Below are 18,480 nucleotides of genomic sequence, written 5' to 3' on the forward strand. Positions count from 1 at the left end.
GATGGCTGCGAGGCCCCGGCATGATCGACTTGGCGGATCGCGTCAAGGCGCGGGCTGGCCGGACCGGGCGCGCGAGGACCCTCGCGCGCCCGCTCGCCGCTCAGAAGGCGGGGTCGACCTCGTCCACATTGTCGATGGTGACGACGGTCAGCGGGATCGGCAGGCGGTTCTCGACCGTTTCGCCGTCAAGGATGCGGGCCATCGTGTCGATGGCGAGCCGACCGTCGAGAACCGGAGACTGCACGATGGTCGAATACATCTCGCCCTCGCGGATCGACTGGAACGCGTCGCGCTGGCCGTTGATCCCGGTGATCGGCGGCGTCGGCGCATCGCCACGGGCCTCGCGCCAGGCATCGATGAAGCCGCGCGCCATGGTGTCGTCATTCGCATAGACCCCGTCGATCCTGTCACCGAAGCGGGTGATCAGATCGCGCGAGGCGACAAGCGCGCGCTGCTGGTCGAAGTCGGCATTGACGACCTCGAGGACCTCGATTCCGGACCCCATTTCCTCAAGCGCGTCGATGAAGCCGCCGGTGCGGCCGATGGTGGTGCCGTTGCCCGCCTGCCCCGCGATGATGACGACACCGCCCGTTCCGCCCATCGCCTCGTTGAGCGCCTTCGCGGCCATCCCGCCCTGCTGGTAGGTGTCGGGCCCGGTGAAGGACGCGTAGAGCGGCGTGGCCTGGGGATCCATCGGCGAGTTGATGATCACGACGGGAATGCCGACCTGTTGCGCCCGCGCCATGGACGGGATGTAGGCCTGCGGGTCGAGCGGCCACAGGATGATGCCGTCGACGTTGCGCGCGATGCAGGTGTTCATCTGGTCGGTGCCGGTCTGGGCGTCGAAGTCCTGCGACAGGCTGAGGATCTCGAGCCCCAGTTCCTCGGCGCGCGCGTTCAGCGCCTCGTTGGCCGGCGTCACATAGGCGTGACTGTCGGCGGCCGTGACATAGCACACGGTCCGATCCTGCGCGAAGGCCGCGCCGGTCGAGATGAGCGCGGCCGCGGCCGCGCAAAGCATGGTCGTCTTCACTGGGTTTCCTCCTCCTTGTTTTTCCGGAGTGCGGCTCCGGCTCCGACTGCGGCCCCGGGGCCCGGCCTGTGCCGGCGCGGTCCGAAGCCGATGGTGCGGTCCAGCGCGACGATCATCAGGAGGATGACCCCGATGACGATCTGCTGCACGTAGGCGGGCACGGAGCTGAACTCCATCCCGGTCGTGAGAACGGCAATCACCGCGACCCCGCCCAGCGTGCCCAGCGCCGAGCCGCGCCCTCCCTCGATCAGGGTGCCGCCGACGACGGTCGCGGTGATGGCAAGGATGGTGAGATCGGCGCCGAAGGTGGGCGATCCGGTGTTGACGGACAGGCTCTGCAGGATGCCGGCCAGCCCGGCGAGACCGCTGGCGAAGACGAACGCCCCGAAATGCACCCGCTGCTCGCGAATGCCGCTTGCCCTGGCGGCCGCCGCGTTGGAGCCGGTCGCGAAGACGTTGCGCCCGGCGACCGTGCGCGTCAGCCAGATGTGCAGTACGACGATCAGGCAGAGAAAGAGGATGCCGCGCAACGTGAAGATCCCGCCGATGGTCCGGCTGATCTCCAGCGCGAACATGATGTCGATGCCCGAAACGGGCTGACTTTCGGTGATCAGATGCGCCATGGCCCGAAACATCAGCATCGTGGCCAGCGTCGCCACCAGCGAGTTGATCCGCGCCCAGATGACGAGCGCTCCGTTCAGCGCCCCGGCCGCCATCCCGACCGCCGTCGCGACGAGCGCGCCGGGCAGGATCCCGATCTGGGGCTGAAGCTGAACCGCGACGATGCCGGCGAGCGCGAACACCGCGCCGCCCGAAAGATCGATCTTGCCCGAGATCAGCAACACCGTCAGGCCGGCCGCCAGCAGACCGACGGAGGCCGCCCGGTCCAGCGCGAGCCCGGCCGTCGTCGCGCTCGCGAACCCGGGAACCAGGAGCACGCAGGCCGTGACGGCGACGGCCAGCGTCACCGCCACCCGGTAGCGCAACAGCAGGGACACAAGCGGCCTCATCGCGCCCTCCCCCGCAGCAACACGTCGGCGGCGACCGCCACACTCATCAGCGCCCCGAGGGCGAGCCCCTGCACGGGGGTTCGCACGCCGAGCAACACCATCAGGTTGGTGAGCAGCGCCACGAAGACCAGACCGCCGATGGCGCGCGGAACGCTGCCGAACCCGCCCGCGATCGAAATGCCGCCGACGACGACGGCGGTGATCGAGGCGAACTCGTAGCCCGCGCCGATTTCCGGCCGCGCCGCCTGAAGCGTCAACCCCAGAAGCACGCCGCTGACGCCCGAGGCCAGCCCCGTCAGCGCGAAGGCGCCGGCCTTCACGAGCCGGACGGGGACGGCGCTGGCGCGCGCGGCGGCGTAATTCCCGCCGGTGGCCAGCGTCCAGCGCCCCCAGACGGAATGCGACATCAACACATGGCCGAGAAGCGCGAAGCCGGCGAACAGGACCACCACCATGGGGATGCCCGCAAGGCTCGACTTCACGAAGTCCGCCGACACCGGGTCGGTGCCATAGACGATGACGCCGCCGACCGACCATTGCGCAAGGCCGAGGATGATCGCGCCGGTGCCAAGCGTCGCGATGATCGGGTTGACGCGAACGTACCCGACAAGGACCCCGTTCACGCAGCCCGCGGCGGTGGCCGCGGCAATCGCCAGGATCACCGCGAGCGGGACACCGACGATGGGCTGCAGGGCCAGCGACAGGATCGCGCCCGTGGCGATCGTCGCCGGCACCGAGAGATCGGCGAGGCCGCCGGAAACGAGCACGAAGGTCATCGCCACGACCACGATGCCGGTGATCGACATCGAGGTCGCCACATTCAACAGGTTGCCCGCCGTGAGGAAAACCGGGCTGATCGCGGTGCCTGCCACGAGTGCGGCGAGGATCATCGCCGGCAAGGCCAGCTGCTTCGCCATCCGCCCCAGCCCCTCGGCGCCAAACCTGTCGCCCGCCCGTGCGTCCTGCGTGTCCGCGCTCATGGCCGCACCTCGCCGCCCGCAGTCCCCGCCGCGCCGGGATCTTGCGCCTCCGCCTCCCCCGCCGCGAGCGTCATCAGCCGTTCCTCCGAAAGCTCCCCACGCTCCAGCGGCGCGGAGATGCGGCCTTCGTGCATCACATAGACCCGGTCGCAGACGGCGAGGATTTCCGGCATCTCGGAGGAGATCATCAGCACCGCCATGCCTTTCGCGACGAGATCGCCGACCAGACGATGGATCTCGGCCTTCGCGCCGACATCGACGCCGCGGGTCGGCTCGTCGAGGATCAGGACCTTCGGGTTGCTCGCGATCCATTTCGCGATCACCGCTTTCTGCTGGTTGCCGCCCGACAGCGTGTCGATCAGCCGGGACGGATCGGCGGGCGAAATGCCGAAGCGCCCGGCCTGCGCGCGCGCGACCGCGGTCTCGGCGGCGGCGCTGACCAGTCCCATCCGCGCCAGGCTGCGCAGCGTCGGCAGACTGACATTCCGCCCCACCGACGCGCCCGGCACGATCCCGTCCCGCTTGCGGTCCTCCGGCACATAGACAAGGCCCGCGCGCATCGCGGCGAGCGGGCTGTTGCGCGGCACCTGCCGGCCGCAGACCCGGACGCTTCCCGCGACGCGATCCGCGAGCCCGAAGACGGCGCGCGCCACCTCGGTGCGCCCGGCGCCGACAAGCCCCACGAAGCCGACGATTTCGCCCGCGCGCACATCGAAGGACACGTCGGTCACGCCGGCCCCGTCGTCGAGGTGGTCGACCTCCAGAACCGGCGCCCCGATCTCGGCGGGCTGCTTCGGGAAAAGATCGACCACGTCGCGGCCCACCATCATCTGGATCATGTCCGCGGGCCTGAGGCCCGCCACCGCGCGGCTTTCGACCAGCGCGCCATCGCGCAGGACGGTGACCTCGTCGGCGATCTCCATGACCTCGCGCAGACGGTGGCTGATGTAGAGGATCGCGAGCCCCCTGGCGCGCAGGGCGCGGATCGCCTTGAACAGCAGCTGCGCCTCGTGCTCCGAGAGGCTCGACGTCGGCTCGTCCAGCACGATGATGCGCGGCCGCGCGGCATAGGCCCGCGCGATCTCCACGAGCTGTTGCTGGCTGACGGTCAGATCTCCGGTGCGCGCGTCGGGATCGAAACGCGCGCCCAGGATCGAGAGCGCGGCGCGGGTATTCTCCCGCATGGTCCGGCGATCCACGAAGGGACCCCGGCGGGGCATCCGCCCCAGATGCAGGTTTTCCGCGACACTCAGATCCGGCGCGAGGCTGAGTTCCTGATGCACCATGCGGATGCCGCACGCCTGCGCCTCGCCCTCGCTGGCCAGCGTGACGGTCTTGCCGTCGATGGCGATGGTGCCCTCGGTGGGTGGATACATGCCGCCGAGGATCTTCATCAGCGTCGACTTGCCCGCCCCGTTCTCGCCGACGATGGCGTGCACGGTGCCGAAGCGGACCCTGAGATCGACTCCCGACAGGGCACGCACGCCGGGAAACGTCTTCACGATGCCGCGCATCTCCAGCGCCAGCCCCAGATCTTCCCCGGACATGTCGGCCGCGCTCATGACAGCACCTCGACGCTGAGACGCAGCCGGTAGGTGACCGTTTCGCCCGGCGCCAGAACCGGCAACGCGCCCTCGGCGCGGGCCCGGGCGCGGCCCATGATGGCGTGGGTGTTGGCCGGCTCCAGCCCCATCACGTAGTGACGCCGGCGGAGCATCTTCCATTGAAACATCGCGGGCATGGCCGTGCCGTCCCAGTCCAGCCGAACGGCGATCCCGCGCGCCGGATTGACGAGCCGCGCGGCGGCCTCGCCCGGCGCGCTGTGCACAAAGACCTGCTCGCCATAGGTTTCGCGGGGGCCATGCACCGCGTTCCAGGTCTCCAGCCCCCGCTCAGCCGCCGCGTCCCGGGCCGCCGGCCGCCCCCCCGGCCCCTCCACGTGACATCCCTCGTCGAGGAGCGGCCAGCCGAAATTGCAGTGCCAGAGCATCATGTGCCCCTCGGGGTCCACGGCCTCGTTGGTCACCCGGTCGGTCAACCGCAGCTCGCGGCCGCCGAGCGGGATCTCGATGCGCCGCACGAGCGTCAGGCCCTCGCCGAACAGGGCGGACTGACCGACGCGCCCGGCGATCACGATGCCCTCCGGGCCGACCCGGCTTTCCAGGAGTTCGCCCGCCTGAGCGGACACCGGCCCATGCAGTCCGTGCTCGCGGCCGCCATCGGAGGACGGCGGGCCGAAACTGTCGAGGCCGCAGGTCGTCAGCAGTCCGCCGCCGAACCCGCGCAGCCATTGCATCCCCGGCCGGGCGGTCCGCGCCGCGTCCCAGCGATCCGGCGCGACCCAGGCCAGCGGCAGGCCGTTGAACGACGCGTGTCCGATGTCGAAGCAGCGGTCGGGGAAGATGTCGAGCACAAGCCCGCCGCCGGAGACCGCCTGAAGGACCCGGTCGCCGCGCCCCGGCCCCTCGGCCCGCACGAACCTGTCGAGCCGGGCGATCTGGGCGGGATCCGCGACCCGCTCGCGCCAGTCTGGAGCGAGCCCCGTCACAGCCGGCGAACCGGGTCGTCGGCGGCCAGCTCGGCGTTGCCCGGTCCGTAGTGGCGCAGGATCACCAGCGGTTCCGTGCCGCTTTCGTTGACCACCTCGAGCGCGCCCGCGGCGCCGGCGGAGACGAACAGCTCGTCCTCGCTCAGCGCGCCGAAGCGGATCAGGGTCGCCGAGGCGACCGGCAGACCGCCGACGCGGCCGCGTCCGCCGATGACGATCGCGCCATGCGGATCGTCCTCGCGCAGCGTGACCGCGCAGCCGGGCGCGACGCGCAGCTCCTTGGCGCTGAAGGCCGGGGACCGGTAGGCGACCCAATATTCGGCCCAGCCGGCCTCGTCCCCCGCCTCGATCGAGCGCGCGGTGCGCAGCTTCGGACTGAAACGCCGCGCCGCGAAATCGGGATCGACATTGTCGTCCCATTCCAGCAGCGACATCAGGAAATCGATGTCGCCGTGGTGGTCGCGGGGCACGTCCTTCCAGAGGAGATCCTCCGGCACCTCGCGATTGTTCGACCAGCTCTCCCACATGGAGAAGACGTCCGAGGCCACCTGCGGCTCATAGGTGCACACGGAAGGCGGCGCGTGCAGGATGCCGGCGGGGATATCCCAGCCCGTGCCGAGCTTCAGCCGATAGGCCACGGCAAGGTCCGTGATGCGATTGTCCCCGCCGCGCGCGAAGGCGAGAAGCGCGTCGCGCAGCTGATCCCGCGTCGTTCCGGGCCGCAGCCCGAGAAAGGCGATGGGCTGGTCGCCGAGGTGATTGTTGACCTCCGGCGGATAGTAATAGGCCTCCGGCTTGCCGCGCTTGCCGACCAGCGCGGCCTTCTCCTCGGTCTGGTGGAGGTGGAAGGGCAGCGGCTTCTGATTGTCGAAGAACTTGGAGTACATCGGCCAGCCCCGATGCGCGTCCCAGAACGTCTGACCCAGCAGATCGGCCTTGTGGTGAGCGACGAAGGCATCGAAGGGAAGCAGCGTGCCGTCCTCGCCGACGACCAGCGACAGGCCCTCGTGCGCGGTGGTGCCGGGGCCGTTGTCGGCCCGCACGGCGGAGGCGAACCAGCGCTCGTTGATCCCGCCGCGCCCGGCGCCGAAGGCGTAGTGATCGTCGGGATGCAGGCGGATGCGCTGACCCGGCGTGCAGAAGAGCCGCGGCACCCAGGCCGGCGCGAGGCGGACGATCCCGCCGTCGCGCGCCAGGGCCGCGTCCATCTTCGCGACATCCTCCCGCACGTTGTCATAGATCTCGGTCACGTCGTCCTCCCTTTCCTTCCCCCGGCGTGCAGGCGCGCCGCCCGGCGCCGGCACGCGTCAGCGCGTGAACGCCTCCCTGTTTCCCGCGTCGACGTTGAGGATGTTGCCCGTCGATTTCGACGAGGCATCCGAGACGAAGAAATACGCCGCCTCCGCGATGTCCTCCGGCAGGACCTCGCGCTTGAGCAGGCTGCGCGCGCGGTAGTGCTCCGCGAGATCCTCCACGTCCTTGCCGTAGGCCGAGGCGCGTTCCTTCAGCCAGTCGCCCTGCCAGATGCGCGAGCCCTTGAGCACGGCATCGGGGTTCACGACGTTGACGCGAATGCCCAGCGCCGCCCCCTCCAGCGCCAGGCAGCGCGCGAGATGGATCTCCGCGGCCTTGGCGGTGCAATAGGCGGCGGCGTTGGCGCTTGCGGCCAGTCCGTTCTTGGAGGCGACGAAGACGATGGCGCCGCCGATGCCCTGTTCGCTCATCAGCCGGAAAGCGGCACGGCTGACGAGAAAATACCCGGTGGCGAGGATCGACATGTTCCGGTTCCACAACGCCAGCGTCGTTTCCCCGATGGGCGCGGAGGAGGCAATTCCGGCGTTCGACACCAGGATGTCGAGGCCGCCGAACTGCAGAACCGCCTGCTCCATGGCCTCCGCCACAGCGGCTTCGTCCGTCACGTCCATGCGCACCGGCTTGATGCGCTCCGCCGGATGGTCGGCGCTCAGGTCCTTGACGGCCTCGTCCAGCGTCTCGCCGGAAATGTCGGCGAGGACCACGCAGGCGCCCTCGTCAAGATAGCGCCGCGCGGTGGCGAGGCCGATGCCGCCGGCGCCGCCGGTGACCAGCGCGACACGACCGGCGAGACTGCGGGGCCTCGGCATGCGCTGCAGCTTGGCCTCCTCGAGCGCCCAGTACTCGATGTCGAAGGCTTCCTGCTCGGGCAGGCCCCGGTATTCGCTCGCAAGCTCCGCGCCGCGCATGACGTTGATGGCATTGACGTAGAATTCCCCGGCGATGCGCGCCGTCGCCTTGTCGGCCGCGAAGGTCACCATGCCGACACCGCGAATGAGGACCACCACCGGATTGGGATCGCGCATCGGCGGCGACCCGGCGCGGCGGCAGCGCCCGTAATAGGCGGCATAGCGCTCCCGGTAGTCGGCCACCCGCTGGGGCAGATCCGCAAGCGTCGCCTCCAGGTCGCCGTCATGGTCGATCACCAGGGGCGCGATCTTGGTGCGCAGGAAATGATCCGGGCAGGAGGTGCCGAGCGCGGCGAGGCGCGGCATCTTTTCCGAGGTGACGAATTCGAGCACGGCGGCACAATCGTCGAAATGCCCGATCATGCGCCGCCCCCCGGAGACGAGGCCGCGCAGCCGCGGCATGATCCGGGCCGCGACCGCCCGCCGCTCCGGCGCCGGAAGGGCCTCGGCGACCTGCCGTCCGAACGCCGCCCCCTCGCGCCGCGCGAACCACTCTATCGCGCGATTGATGGTGGCGAGCGTCACCTCGTAGCAGGACTTCGCGTCGTCCGCCCAGGTGAACAGGCCGTGGGATTCAAGCACGACCCCCCGGGCATCCGGGTTTTCCAGGCAGAACCGCTCCAGCATCAGGCCCAGTTCGAAGCCGGGCCTTTTCCAGGGCAACCAGCCGATGCGATCCCCGAAGATCTCGCGCGTCAGCCTCTCGGAGTCGGCGCTGGCGGCGATCGCGATGATCGCGTCGGGATGCATGTGGTCGACATGGCGGGCCGGCACATAGGCATGAAGCGGCGTGTCGATGGAGGCCGCGCGCGGATTGAGGTTCCACGTCGCATGGGGCAGATGGCCGACCATCTCGTCCTCGTGATCGGGGCCGCGATAGAGAGCCTTCAGGGCGCGCAGCTTGTCCATGTAGAGCGTCGCGAACCCGTCGAGACCGATCGTCCCGACATCGCCGCCGGACCCCTTGACCCACAGAACCTCGACGTCCTCGCGGGTCAGCGGATCGGTCTCGATCACCTTGGCCGAGGTGTTGCCGCCGCCGAAATTGGTGATGCGCTTGTCCGCGCCGAGAAGGTTCGACCGATACCTCAGAAGCTCCGGCTCGCTCATGCCGCGCGCCTTCGCGTCCTCCCATCTCGACGACAGGATCCTCGACGACAGTGTCCTCGACGGCGATGGTCCGCTCGGCCTGTGCTCTGTCACGTGCGCGCTCCCTCCTCGGTGGCACGCTTGTCAGCCCGGCCACTTCGCACGCAAGCGTAGGCGCCTCAATCGCGCAGTGTCAATCACTTTCAAGCATTTTCTTTCACGTTCAAGCTCGTTAAAGATCGAATTTGTTCAAACTTGCAGAATCCTGCCGCCTGTGACAGGCTCGCGTCGGATGTGGCAAGACGAAACACAAAACGGAACATCGGTGTGCACGAACGGGACCGACATCGCGTCATTCTCAGTGCCTTGCGCGACAACGCCGTCGCCACGGTATCGGAGATCTCGCAACTGACCGGCGCCAGCGAGGCGACGATCCGCAGGGATATCATCGCGCTCGACGCGGCCGGGCATCTCAGGCGGGTGCGCGGCGGGGCGGAGGCGATCACGCCCGTCAGCGTCACCGCGCTGGCCGGCCCCCGCTACGAAGCCAACGCGGAACTCAGACGGCCGGAAAAGACCGCCATCGCCCGCGCCGCCGCGGCCCTGTGCAAGGACGGCGAGCCCATCATCCTCAACGGCGGCACCACGACCTACGAGATGGTGCATTTCCTGGCGCCGAAGACGCTGAAGATCCTGACCAACTCGCTGCCCATCGCGAACTATCTGATGCAGCATTCGCAGAACCAGCTGTTGATGCCGGGTGGCGCGATCTACCGGGAGCAGAACATCATCCTGTCCAGCTTCAAGGAGGATGCCACCGGCCATTTCTGGGCCAAGCGGATGTTCATGGGCTGCCACGGCATCGCGCCGGTCGGCATCATGGAGATCGATCCGCTGCTGATCCGGGCCGAGGAGAAGCTGATGATGCGGGCGGACGAGCTCGTCATCCTGGCCGACAGCACGAAGCTGCGCAATCGCTCCAGCCTCGTCCTGTGCCCGCTGTCGCGGGTCCACACGCTCGTCACGGACGATGAAATCCCCGACGCGGACGCCGCCCGGATCGAAGCCGAGGGCGTGCAGCTGATCGTGACGTCCGCCAAGGCCGCCGCATCCGAGCGCCCCCTGTCGCCCGGCGTGCCGGGATGAGCGGCCGGGCGGCCAGGCCTTCGGGCATTGCCGTGATCGACATCGGCAAGACCAATGCGAAGGTTCTGCTCGTCGCCCCCGACGGCACGGAAGTCGCCGAGCGGCGCTGTCCGAACACTGTCGTGCCGGGCCCGCCCTATCCGCATTTCGACGCAGCGCGACTGTGGGACTTCGTGGTCTCCGCCCTCGCCGGGTTCGCCCCGAAGGTCGGCGCGATCGTTCCGGTCACGCATGGGGCCTGCGCCGCGCTGGTGCGCGCGGACGGGGAGCTTGCAGGCCCCGTCCTCGATTACGAATTCGACGGCCCCGACGAGACCCGCGCGACGTACGCGCCGCCGCCCTTCGCGGAGACGGGCTCCCCGCCGCTTGCCGGAGGGCTCAATCTCGGCGCGCAACTGCATTGGATCGAACGGACGTGTCCGGACGTGCTCTGCGCAGCCGAAATGCTTCTGCCGTGGCCGCAATGGTGGGCCTGGCGACTGTCGGGGGTCGCGGCGAGCGAGGTGACCTCGCTCGGGTGCCATACCGATCTCTGGGATCCGCACCGGGCCGTGCCCTCGTCGCTTGCCCGCGCACGCGGATGGGACCGCCTTCTGCCCCCGATGCGGCGGGCGGGCGACATTCTGGGACCGCTGCGCGCAAGCGTGGCGGAGGAGACCGGCCTCCACCCGGCGACCCCGGTTCTGACCGGCCTCCATGACAGCAATGCCTCGCTCCTCCCCTATCTGTCCGCGCAACCCTGCGGCGTGCTGTCGACCGGCACATGGATCATCGCCTGCGCGCTCGGCGGCGCGCCGGTGAAGCTGGACCCGGCGGCCGACATGCTCCTCAATGTCGCGGTGAACGGAGCGCCGGTTCCGACAGCGCGCTTCATGGGGGGACGCCTGCGGGCCGAACGGGTCGAGGCCGGCGCACCGCGCGCCGATGTCGACCGCGAGATCGGGCATCTGGCCGGCCTGCGCCTCCAGGAGATCGGCGCCGACGGCCCCGTCTTCGTCGAGGGCCCCTTCTCCGCAAGCCCCGCCTTCATCGAAGGTGTCGCCGAGGCCACGGGCCGCCCGGCGATCCCCGGCGAGGGTGCCGGCACCTCCCGGGGCGCGGCACGCCTCGTCACGGGTTAGCGCCCCGCGCCCGCCGTGACCCGACGCCGCCCGCGACGACGGCATTTCGGCCCATGCGTCGCGAAAGGGTCGACCCCGGCGCCGGGCGCAGGCAACGTCCCATGGACACGTCAGGGGCCTTGTGGAACACTGAGCGCGATGGTGTCCGCCTCGTTCGAGTCGGATGAAAAGGGAACACGGTGCGGGCCCCGACGAAAGGACGGTCCCAACTCCGCGACTGCCCCCGCAACTGTAGGCGGCGAGCGACTTCGAAACATGCCACTGGGCGGATCCGCCCGGGAAGGTTCGGAGAAGCAGCGACCCGCAAGTCAGGAAACCTGCCATCTCCGGTGCGCCGACCGCGCGCCGCAGCCACCTTGAACCCGGGCGGGGCGCCGCGGGCCGGAGAGACCGAGATGGACGACAGTCGCCTCGCGAGATCGCCGCTGCCCGATGCGCTTCTGCCCCTTGCGCGGAGGGCGCGATGCTTCTGGAACGCACGATTTCGCAACTCGACATAGGCCCGGTCTCCCCCACGCGGGCGGCCGAACTCGGCCAGCTCGGCTACATGCAGTGGCTGGGAGCGCTCGGGTCCATGGCCGACTACCGCGCGGAGGCCATGCGCGCCTATACGGCGGCGCACCCCTTCATCCGCACCTCGCCCGCCATCGCCGTCTTCTGCGATCTCCTCGTCGCCTCGACCCGGATGCCGATCGAACCGCTGCCGCTGGCGCTGCCCGCGCGCCAGCGACGCGGCGGCGCGCAGGCCCGGCGCGCGGCGATCTGACGGCATGCGACGCTTTCCGCCCGAACGCATCGTCTGCCTGACCGAGGAAACCGTCGAGACGCTCTATCTTCTGGGCGAGCAGGATCGGATCGTCGGCGTTTCCGGCTACGCGGTGCGCCCGAAAGGCGTGCGGCAGGAAAAGCCGCGCGTCTCGGCCTTCACCTCCGCCGATATCCCGAAGATCCTGGCGCTCGACCCGGACCTCGTTCTGACCTTCTCGGACCTGCAGGCGGAGATCGCCGCGGAACTGATCCGGGCCGGGGTGACGGTGACCGCCTACAACCAGCGCGACGTGGCGGGCATCCTCGCAATGATCCGGCATCTCGGCGCGACGGTGGGTCAGGCGGCCGGAGCCGCGCGGCTGGCCGACCGCTATGAGCGACGGCTGGCGCAGGTCGCGGCGCAAGCCGAGGGCCGTCCGCGCCCGACCGTCTATTTCGAGGAATGGGACGAGCCGCTGATCACCGGCATCGGCTGGGTGTCGGAGCTGATCGGGATCGCGGGCGGGCGCGAGGCCTTTCCGGAACTGGCCGGCAAGGACAAGGCAAGGGACCGCATCGTGACGCCGGATCGGGTGATCGCGGCCGCGCCCGATGTCATCCTCGCCTCGTGGTGCGGCAAGAAGGTGCGTCCCGAGAGAATCGCGGGCCGGCCGGGCTGGGACACCATTCCGGCGGTGCGCACCGGCCGCATCACCGAGATCAAGTCGCCGCTGATCCTGCAGCCCGGCCCGGCCGCGCTGACCGACGGGCTCGACGCGATCCTCGCCGCGCTCGCCCCGCCCCCGGAGAGGGAGACCCCATGACAAACGCCAGCCCGTGTGTGGGAACCTGCAAGCTCGACCCGGAGACCGGCTGGTGTCTGGGCTGCGCGCGAACGGGCGACGAGATCGCCGGATGGGGCAGCCGGACGCAGGCGGCGCGCGCGGCGATCTGGGCGGCCCTGCCGGACCGGTTCGCACAACTCGGCGTCGCCTGTCGCCGCCTCCCCTGGGATACGGACGAGATCCGCGATTTCGTGATCTGCTCCCTGCGGGACGTTACGGGAACCTGGGTCACCGGCGTCGTCGGCGCGGTGGCGGAGTTCACGGCGCCACCGGGATCCAGGACGCGGGTCTCCCGCGACGGTCAGGACATCGTGGCGGTGACCGATGGCGGCGCGCTGCGCTTTGCGATCGACGACGACGTGCGCGCGCTCACCTTCGATCCGCCCGAGACGCCGCCCGAGCGCCAACGAATTCTTCTCGCGGTCACGCGCGAGCGGAGGCGCCCGCCCGCCGCGTCGACGGTCTCCGCGCTTGGACAGGACACCGGGGCAATCGACGCCGAGGCGCGACAGGCGCATCTCTTCGATCTGGGCCTGGGGCGCAAGGAGGCGCGCTTCTGCCTGCGCTGCGACCCCGGTGCGGCACGCGATGCGCTGGCCTCGGTATGCGGCACGCGGCCGGACGAGGCTCTTCCTCGCATCGGCGCGACCCTCGTTGCGCGAAGCCCGACGCGCGTCGTCGAAAGCGCGCTCGGACGCATCGAGGTGGCCACGCCGATCCCGTCCCCGGGCAGCAGCTCTCCGGCGGGACCGCACACGCATCTGCTGCCGGATCATCTCGCCACGGGCCGCGCGCTGCCAGCGGGCATGGATCTGCCGCGCGCCTATCTTCCAGGAGCGCTGTTCCACCCGGCGCGCTGAAGACGCGCGCGAGGCGCCATCCCTGGGGTCGCAGGCGCGCCGGCCCTCACTGGGGAGTGGCCGGTCCCGGCGCGGGGCAGGCGCGGGGCATGGGGCGTCCCGCGCCGCTGCCCGCTCTTGCGCCATCCATCAAAGCGCGCGCTGTCCACTGGAGGCTTGGAAATCCGGATTGACCGGCGCCATGGTTTGGCATCTTCTGGCGACCGTCAGCAGGTCGTCACTTCCCGGTGACGCTAAGAGGGAACGTGGTGCGGGCGATTGCCGCCCCAGGCCACGGCTGCCCCCGCAACTGTAAGCGAAGCGTTGACACCCGATATGCCACTGGCCGCGGCGCGGCTGGGAAGGCGGGTGCCAACAAGGCTTCGTGAGCCAGGAGACCTGCCTGCTGAGGAACATCAATCGACCGGGCGGGGTGTCCTGGTGGGAGTGGACCGATGCATGACGCCGCAGCGGCGCAACCAGCGCCATTGATCCGTAAGGTGCCAGCGATCCGTGCGATCACGGCGCCGTGCGTCCCGACCTGCCCCCCGGCCACATTGCGGTCTGTGGGCAGGCGATCATGGATACCGACGACAGGCTGACGCTCTCCATCTGTCTGCGCTGCCGCGACGGGCGCGAAGAGCGCGACTTCGACCTCGACCAGAGGGGCGGTCGCCGTCTGGCACGCGCCGTCGCCTCGGTGTTCGGCGGAAGTCGCGCCGCCCGGCGCGGGGTCCGCTTGCGCGGCGTCAACTGCATGAGCCAGTGCAAACGGCCCTGCACCATCGCGCTGACCGGGCCGGACCGCTTCACCTACCTCTTCGGCGATCTCGCCCCGGACCTCCACGCCCGTGACGTTCTGACCGTTGCCGCTGCCTATGCCGACGCACCGGGCGGATTTCTGCGACGGCCCGACCGTCCGGAGGTGCTGCGCGCGGGCATCCTGGGGCGCATCCCGCCCATCGCGTTTTCAGGCGACCAGGTGGAACCGCTTGCCCCTGCATCCCCACGCCCACACACACCCACACCCACACAAGGAGACCAAGGGAACATGAAACTCTTCGCCATAGCGAAACTGGCAGCAACAGCGTCCGTCGCCGCCGCGCTGCTGTCACCGGTCGCCGTGCTCGCCGACGAGGTGACCATCGGCCAGACATTCATCGCCCCCGGCCTCGACCCGGCCGAGGGTTCCAACGGCTGGGCGCTGGTCAGCCACGGGATCGCCGAACAATTGTTCCGCGTGTCTCGGGAGGGAGAGGTCGTGCCGAACCTTGCGGCATCGGCGGCACGGAACGACGACGGCACCTGGACCGTGGAACTTGCGCCGAACCGGTTCTTTTCCGACGGGACGCCGGTCACGGCCGAGGCGGTCGCCACGGCGCTCAACCGCACCGGCGAAGCCAACCCCTCGGCCCGCGCAACGGCCGGGCGGCTGACCTTCACCGCCGTGGATGCGGACACGCTGACGGTCGCGACGGCGCACCCCACCGCGATCCTGCCGTCGATCCTCGCCGAATGGGCCTTCACCGTCTATCGCATGCAGGGCGATACGCCGATCTTCACCGGCCCGTTTGCCGTGGCGGAGTTCGAGCCCGGCGGTTCGATCGACATGGTCCCCAACGCGCATTACGCGAACGCCGACGCCCGGCCCGACATCACGCTGCGCCGTATCGCGGATGGGCAGTCGCTGGCGCTCGCCTTCGCCTCGGGCGAACTGGACATGGCCTTCAACCTTCCGGTCGAGACGCTCCCGATGCTGGACGCCGCCGAGGGCGAGACCGTGTCCTTCCCCGTCGCCTATCAGTACATGATGTGGATGAACACGCGCAGCCCGGTCCTGGCCGACCCGCGCGTGCGCCGCGCCATCGATCTCGCGATCAGTCGTGACGACCTCGTGGCGGCGGCCCAGGCGGGCGTGCCGGCGACCGGCGCCTTCGCGCAAACCTTTCCCTTCGCGGCCGAAGGTCCGCTTCCGCACGATCCTGACCGCGCCGCCGCGCTGCTCGACGCGGCCGGCTGGACCATGGGCGAGGACGGGGTGCGCGTGCGTGACGGCGAGCGGCTCGAGCTGGTGCTCTATGCCTATCCGCAGCGCCCGGACCTGGTGACCTTCCAGCCGGTCGTCCGCGCCGCCCTCGCGCAGATCGGGATCGGCGTGAAGACCCAGGTGACGGAAACGCCGAGCGACGTCGCGGCGAGCGGTGCGTTCGACCTTTTCCTCTGGGCGCAGCACACGGCGCCGGCGGGCGATCCGGGCCTGTTCCTGTCGCTCTTCTTCGAAACCGACGCCGCGCGGAACTACAGCGGCTGGTCGAACGCCGACTACGATGCCCTGATCGCGGATCTTCGCACGGCCGGCGATCCCGAGGTGCGCATCGACCTCGCCCGGCAAGCGCAGGAGATCATCGCGGCGGAGGCCCCGGTGGCCTTCCTCGTCACGCCCGAATGGCATGTCGGCCTGTCGCCGGCGCTGGCCGGATACGAGCCCTGGGGGTCGGACTACTACGTGATCCGCCCCGACCTCGTCGTCGCCGAATGACCGCCATGGTGGCGACGGCGCGCGGCGTCGGACGGCTGGCGCTGTCCTGGCTCGCCGTCGTCGCCACAGTCTTTGTCCTGCTGCGCGCGATGCCGGGCGATCCGGTCGAGGTGTTTCTCGCACAGACCAACATCGCCGCCGGCCCCGAGACCGTTGCCGCCTACCGCGCGCGATGGGGGCTGGACGGCCCCCTCGCGGCGCAGTTCCTGCAATGGGTCCTCGGCTTCGTCACCTTCGACTGGGGGGTGTCGTTCGAGACGGGCCGACCCGTGGCGGAGGAACTCGCGGGCCGCGCCCCCTATTCGGCCGCGATCGGCTTCGGGGGCATGGCTCTGGCGGTGGCCGGCGGCTTCTGCCTCGGCTTCGCCGCCGCGCATCGGCCGGGGGGATGGGCCGATGCCGCCTCGCGCGTGCTCGCGGTGGCGGGCCAGGCGCTTCCGGCCTTTGCGGTCGGTCTCGTCGCGCTCTGGATCCTCGGCGTCCACTTACGATGGATCAACGCCTTCGGGGGCGGGGTCACCGAGCGCATACTGCTGCCGGTGCTCCTTGTCGCGTTCTTTTCCATCGGCTCGATGGCGCGCCTCGCGCGGGCCGGTTTTCACGACGTGAGGCGCAGTCCCTACTATCTGACCGCGCTTTCCAAGGGCCGATCCCGTCTCGCGGCCCTGTGGTTTCATGGCCGCGCCGCGGGAGCCCTGACGCTGATGGCGGGGCTCGCGCCCGAACTGGCATGGATTGTCGGCGGAACCGCGGTCGCGGAGATCGTTTTCGGCGTTCCCGGGCTGTCGGAGCGGATCGTGCAGGCGGTTGCCAACCGGGACTATGCGGTGATCCAGCCCTATGTGGCCCTCGTCGCGCTCTGGGTGATCTGCCTTCTGCAGGGAGCGAGGGTCCTGCGCCGGGCCCTCGATCCGCGAATACCATGAAGCGCATCGTGAGGTTCCTGGCCTGTCTGGCGGCTCTCGCCGGTCTCGCGTTCTGGGCGTCCGGGGCGCTGCCGGATCCGCATGCGATCGACTTGTCGAACCGGCTCGCATCGCCGTCGCTTCAGCATCCCCTGGGGACGGACCATCTTGGACGGGATCTGGCGGCCCGCCTGGTCTGGGGCGCCCTGCCGTCGCTTGCTGCCGTGGCGCTCGTTCTGTCGGGCGGGCTGGGGCTGGGTGTGCTTGCAGGCGGCGTCATGGCCCTTGGGCCCCGGGCCTTGCGCGCAGGCGTGCAGTGGCTGGCGGAAACGGCGCTGGCGGTGCCGACACTCGTCACGGCGCTCGTGCTTTCGGCCGCCTTCGGCGCCGGGCTTCTCACCGTGGCCATGGCGCTTCTGGTCACCAGCTGGGCCCCTTACGCCCTGGCCGTGGCGGCATTGTTCGACCGCATCCGCGGCGAGCCGTACTGGATGGCGAGCCAGGCCCTCGGGGCGCGACCCTCCGCCGCCATCGTCAGGCATATGCTGCCGAATGCGTGGCCGGCGCTCGGGGCGCTCGCCGGCGCCGATGCCGGCCGGGCCGTGATCCTCGTCGCCTCCCTCGGCTTCATCGGCCTGTCCGCCGATACCGGACGGCCCGAATGGGGCGCCATGATCCACGAATACCGCATGTTCCTGTTCACCGAGCCCCGGCTCGTACTCGCGCCCATCCTCACCTGCACGCTCGTCTGCGTGGCGCTTCACGGCCTGCTCGACCGGGGAGCGGCAAAGGCCCGCCGCTAGAGCGCCGTGTCGCGCCGGCCGGCTCGGCAAACCCTCACGGATGAGGTGGCAGCGGACCTCACGCCTTCTGCGGACAGGCTGGCCTTCTCGGGACGGGCTGGACTGCAAGAGATGGTTCGCCGGCGTCAGGTTTCCTGAAATTCCAACATTGTGTTCCTTTGCACCCACTCCTCAAGCTCTCTGACATTCGAGCGAAGGTCTGTCGCCATCCCCCCTGAGAACGCCTCGAACGCGTCCCTGTTCAGGGCATTGAGGCCGACCAGCACCGGAACATCCATGGAGACGGCCTCGGCGATGACGTTGCGAAATCCCCTGCCCTCGGCTTCGTGCTTGCCGAACTTGTTGACGATCAGGACATCCGCCCCCGACCTCAGCCGCTCCTCGACCAGCCCCACCGCCGTTTCGAGCGCGGCCGGATCGAGCCGGCAGCCCCTGGCCTCCCGGCCGAGGCTCTGGCTGATCCGCAGGACGGGCCCCTCCGGCAGCACCCGCACGTCCATGTCGCAGGGGCCCGCCGCGTCGCCGGGCTGGCTGTTGATCTGAACCGTGCCGCAGCATCTGATGCCTCGGGCGGCGAGATCGACCGCCAGCCGCTGAAGAACGAGATCGACATCGCCGCGCCCCGGCGCCATCGTGCAGGCAAGCTTCATTCC

General features: G+C 69.9%; 16 protein-coding genes and 2 riboswitches. Of the genes, 8 read left to right on the forward strand and 8 right to left on the reverse strand.

The genetic code is table 11. The annotated features are described in order from the left end of the window. Nucleotides 1-100 precede the first annotated feature (100 nt). Genes ABL312_RS09505 through ABL312_RS09535 form a run of 7 tightly spaced genes read right to left on the reverse strand, consistent with a single transcriptional unit; the run spans nucleotide 101 to nucleotide 8,903 of the window. A complete protein-coding gene (locus ABL312_RS09505) occupies nucleotides 101-1,033 on the reverse strand; it encodes a sugar ABC transporter substrate-binding protein (RefSeq protein WP_349361144.1) in 933 nt (310 codons plus the stop codon). After that, complete coding sequence (locus ABL312_RS09510; protein ID WP_349361145.1) at nucleotides 1,030-2,043, reverse strand: ABC transporter permease; 1,014 nt, start codon at nucleotides 2,041-2,043, stop codon at nucleotides 1,030-1,032. Before ABL312_RS09510 ends, ABL312_RS09505 begins: the two co-directional genes overlap by 4 nt. Next, nucleotides 2,040-3,023, reverse strand: a complete 984-nt coding sequence (locus ABL312_RS09515) for an ABC transporter permease (RefSeq protein ID WP_349361146.1) — start codon at nucleotides 3,021-3,023, stop codon at nucleotides 2,040-2,042. Before ABL312_RS09515 ends, ABL312_RS09510 begins: the two co-directional genes overlap by 4 nt. Beyond that, on the reverse strand, nucleotides 3,020-4,585 hold the full coding sequence (locus ABL312_RS09520) for a sugar ABC transporter ATP-binding protein (RefSeq protein ID WP_349361147.1): 1,566 nt from the start codon (nucleotides 4,583-4,585) through the stop codon (nucleotides 3,020-3,022). Before ABL312_RS09520 ends, ABL312_RS09515 begins: the two co-directional genes overlap by 4 nt. Then, nucleotides 4,582-5,571 carry an aldose 1-epimerase family protein gene (locus tag ABL312_RS09525; RefSeq protein WP_349361148.1) on the reverse strand — a complete coding sequence of 330 codons (990 nt, stop codon included), beginning with the start codon at nucleotides 5,569-5,571 and terminating at the stop codon, nucleotides 4,582-4,584. Before ABL312_RS09525 ends, ABL312_RS09520 begins: the two co-directional genes overlap by 4 nt. After that, nucleotides 5,568-6,821: a hypothetical protein gene (locus ABL312_RS09530; protein ID WP_349361149.1), complete on the reverse strand. Its 1,254-nt coding sequence runs from the start codon at nucleotides 6,819-6,821 to the stop codon at nucleotides 5,568-5,570. The genes ABL312_RS09525 and ABL312_RS09530 overlap by 4 nt, the downstream gene beginning before the upstream one ends. Nucleotides 6,822-6,878: 57 nt before the next feature. Then, on the reverse strand, nucleotides 6,879-8,903 hold the full coding sequence (locus ABL312_RS09535) for a bifunctional rhamnulose-1-phosphate aldolase/short-chain dehydrogenase (protein ID WP_349361150.1): 2,025 nt from the start codon (nucleotides 8,901-8,903) through the stop codon (nucleotides 6,879-6,881). A gap of 306 nt (nucleotides 8,904-9,209) precedes the next feature. Here ABL312_RS09535 and ABL312_RS09540 point away from each other — a divergent pair, with 306 nt between their 5' ends. The 8 genes from ABL312_RS09540 (at nucleotide 9,210) to ABL312_RS09575 (ending at nucleotide 17,827) form a co-directional block, all read left to right on the forward strand. Beyond that, a complete protein-coding gene (locus tag ABL312_RS09540; RefSeq protein ID WP_349361151.1) occupies nucleotides 9,210-10,028 on the forward strand; it encodes a DeoR/GlpR family DNA-binding transcription regulator in 819 nt (272 codons plus the stop codon). Further along, nucleotides 10,025-11,149, forward strand: a complete 1,125-nt coding sequence (locus ABL312_RS09545; RefSeq protein WP_349361152.1) for an FGGY family carbohydrate kinase — start codon at nucleotides 10,025-10,027, stop codon at nucleotides 11,147-11,149. Before ABL312_RS09540 ends, ABL312_RS09545 begins: the two co-directional genes overlap by 4 nt. Nucleotides 11,150-11,271: 122 nt before the next feature. After that, nucleotides 11,272-11,489, forward strand: a riboswitch (cobalamin riboswitch). Nucleotides 11,490-11,612: 123 nt separating this feature from the next. Continuing rightward, nucleotides 11,613-11,915 carry a hypothetical protein gene (locus tag ABL312_RS09550; protein WP_349361153.1) on the forward strand — a complete coding sequence of 101 codons (303 nt, stop codon included), beginning with the start codon at nucleotides 11,613-11,615 and terminating at the stop codon, nucleotides 11,913-11,915. A 4-nt stretch (nucleotides 11,916-11,919) separates the two neighbouring features. After that, the gene (locus ABL312_RS09555; RefSeq protein WP_349361155.1) at nucleotides 11,920-12,720 is read left to right on the forward strand and encodes a cobalamin-binding protein; all 801 of its coding nucleotides are present in this window, start codon (nucleotides 11,920-11,922) and stop codon (nucleotides 12,718-12,720) included. After that, on the forward strand, nucleotides 12,717-13,601 hold the full coding sequence (locus tag ABL312_RS09560) for a DUF1289 domain-containing protein (RefSeq protein ID WP_349361156.1): 885 nt from the start codon (nucleotides 12,717-12,719) through the stop codon (nucleotides 13,599-13,601). The genes ABL312_RS09555 and ABL312_RS09560 overlap by 4 nt, the downstream gene beginning before the upstream one ends. A 194-nt stretch (nucleotides 13,602-13,795) precedes the next feature. Next, nucleotides 13,796-14,002: riboswitch (cobalamin riboswitch) on the forward strand. A 158-nt stretch (nucleotides 14,003-14,160) separates the two neighbouring features. Next, nucleotides 14,161-16,119: an ABC transporter substrate-binding protein gene (locus ABL312_RS09565; RefSeq protein WP_349361157.1), complete on the forward strand. Its 1,959-nt coding sequence runs from the start codon at nucleotides 14,161-14,163 to the stop codon at nucleotides 16,117-16,119. Beyond that, the gene (locus ABL312_RS09570) at nucleotides 16,116-17,045 is read left to right on the forward strand and encodes an ABC transporter permease (RefSeq protein WP_349361158.1); all 930 of its coding nucleotides are present in this window, start codon (nucleotides 16,116-16,118) and stop codon (nucleotides 17,043-17,045) included. Before ABL312_RS09565 ends, ABL312_RS09570 begins: the two co-directional genes overlap by 4 nt. After that, nucleotides 17,042-17,827 carry an ABC transporter permease gene (locus ABL312_RS09575; protein WP_349361159.1) on the forward strand — a complete coding sequence of 262 codons (786 nt, stop codon included), beginning with the start codon at nucleotides 17,042-17,044 and terminating at the stop codon, nucleotides 17,825-17,827. The genes ABL312_RS09570 and ABL312_RS09575 overlap by 4 nt, the downstream gene beginning before the upstream one ends. Before the next feature lie 125 nt (nucleotides 17,828-17,952). Here ABL312_RS09575 and ABL312_RS09580 read toward each other — a convergent pair whose 3' ends face one another. Then, nucleotides 17,953-18,477 (reverse strand): DUF2478 domain-containing protein, encoded by a 525-nt coding sequence (locus ABL312_RS09580; protein WP_349361160.1) that lies wholly within the window; start codon nucleotides 18,475-18,477, stop codon nucleotides 17,953-17,955. Nucleotides 18,478-18,480: the final 3 nt, after the last annotated feature.

It is taken from the genome of Stappia sp. (assembly GCF_040110915.1).
Classification (GTDB): domain Bacteria; phylum Pseudomonadota; class Alphaproteobacteria; order Rhizobiales; family Stappiaceae; genus Stappia.

What these genes read in the sequence shown, in the direction of transcription:
- ABL312_RS09535 (WP_349361150.1), bottom strand. Translation starts at nt 8,903, where the DNA reads ATGAGCGAGCCGGAGCTTCTGAGGTATCGGTCGAACCTTCTCGGCGCG.
- ABL312_RS09575 (WP_349361159.1), top strand. Translation starts at nt 17,042, where the DNA reads ATGAAGCGCATCGTGAGGTTCCTGGCCTGTCTGGCGGCTCTCGCCGGT.
- ABL312_RS09565 (WP_349361157.1), top strand. Translation starts at nt 14,161, where the DNA reads ATGGATACCGACGACAGGCTGACGCTCTCCATCTGTCTGCGCTGCCGC.
- ABL312_RS09560 (WP_349361156.1), top strand. Translation starts at nt 12,717, where the DNA reads ATGACAAACGCCAGCCCGTGTGTGGGAACCTGCAAGCTCGACCCGGAG.
- ABL312_RS09580 (WP_349361160.1), bottom strand. Translation starts at nt 18,477, where the DNA reads ATGAAGCTTGCCTGCACGATGGCGCCGGGGCGCGGCGATGTCGATCTC.
- ABL312_RS09515 (WP_349361146.1), bottom strand. Translation starts at nt 3,023, where the DNA reads ATGAGCGCGGACACGCAGGACGCACGGGCGGGCGACAGGTTTGGCGCC.
- ABL312_RS09570 (WP_349361158.1), top strand. Translation starts at nt 16,116, where the DNA reads ATGACCGCCATGGTGGCGACGGCGCGCGGCGTCGGACGGCTGGCGCTG.
- ABL312_RS09555 (WP_349361155.1), top strand. Translation starts at nt 11,920, where the DNA reads ATGCGACGCTTTCCGCCCGAACGCATCGTCTGCCTGACCGAGGAAACC.
- ABL312_RS09510 (WP_349361145.1), bottom strand. Translation starts at nt 2,043, where the DNA reads ATGAGGCCGCTTGTGTCCCTGCTGTTGCGCTACCGGGTGGCGGTGACG.
- ABL312_RS09520 (WP_349361147.1), bottom strand. Translation starts at nt 4,585, where the DNA reads ATGAGCGCGGCCGACATGTCCGGGGAAGATCTGGGGCTGGCGCTGGAG.
- ABL312_RS09550 (WP_349361153.1), top strand. Translation starts at nt 11,613, where the DNA reads ATGCTTCTGGAACGCACGATTTCGCAACTCGACATAGGCCCGGTCTCC.
- ABL312_RS09545 (WP_349361152.1), top strand. Translation starts at nt 10,025, where the DNA reads ATGAGCGGCCGGGCGGCCAGGCCTTCGGGCATTGCCGTGATCGACATC.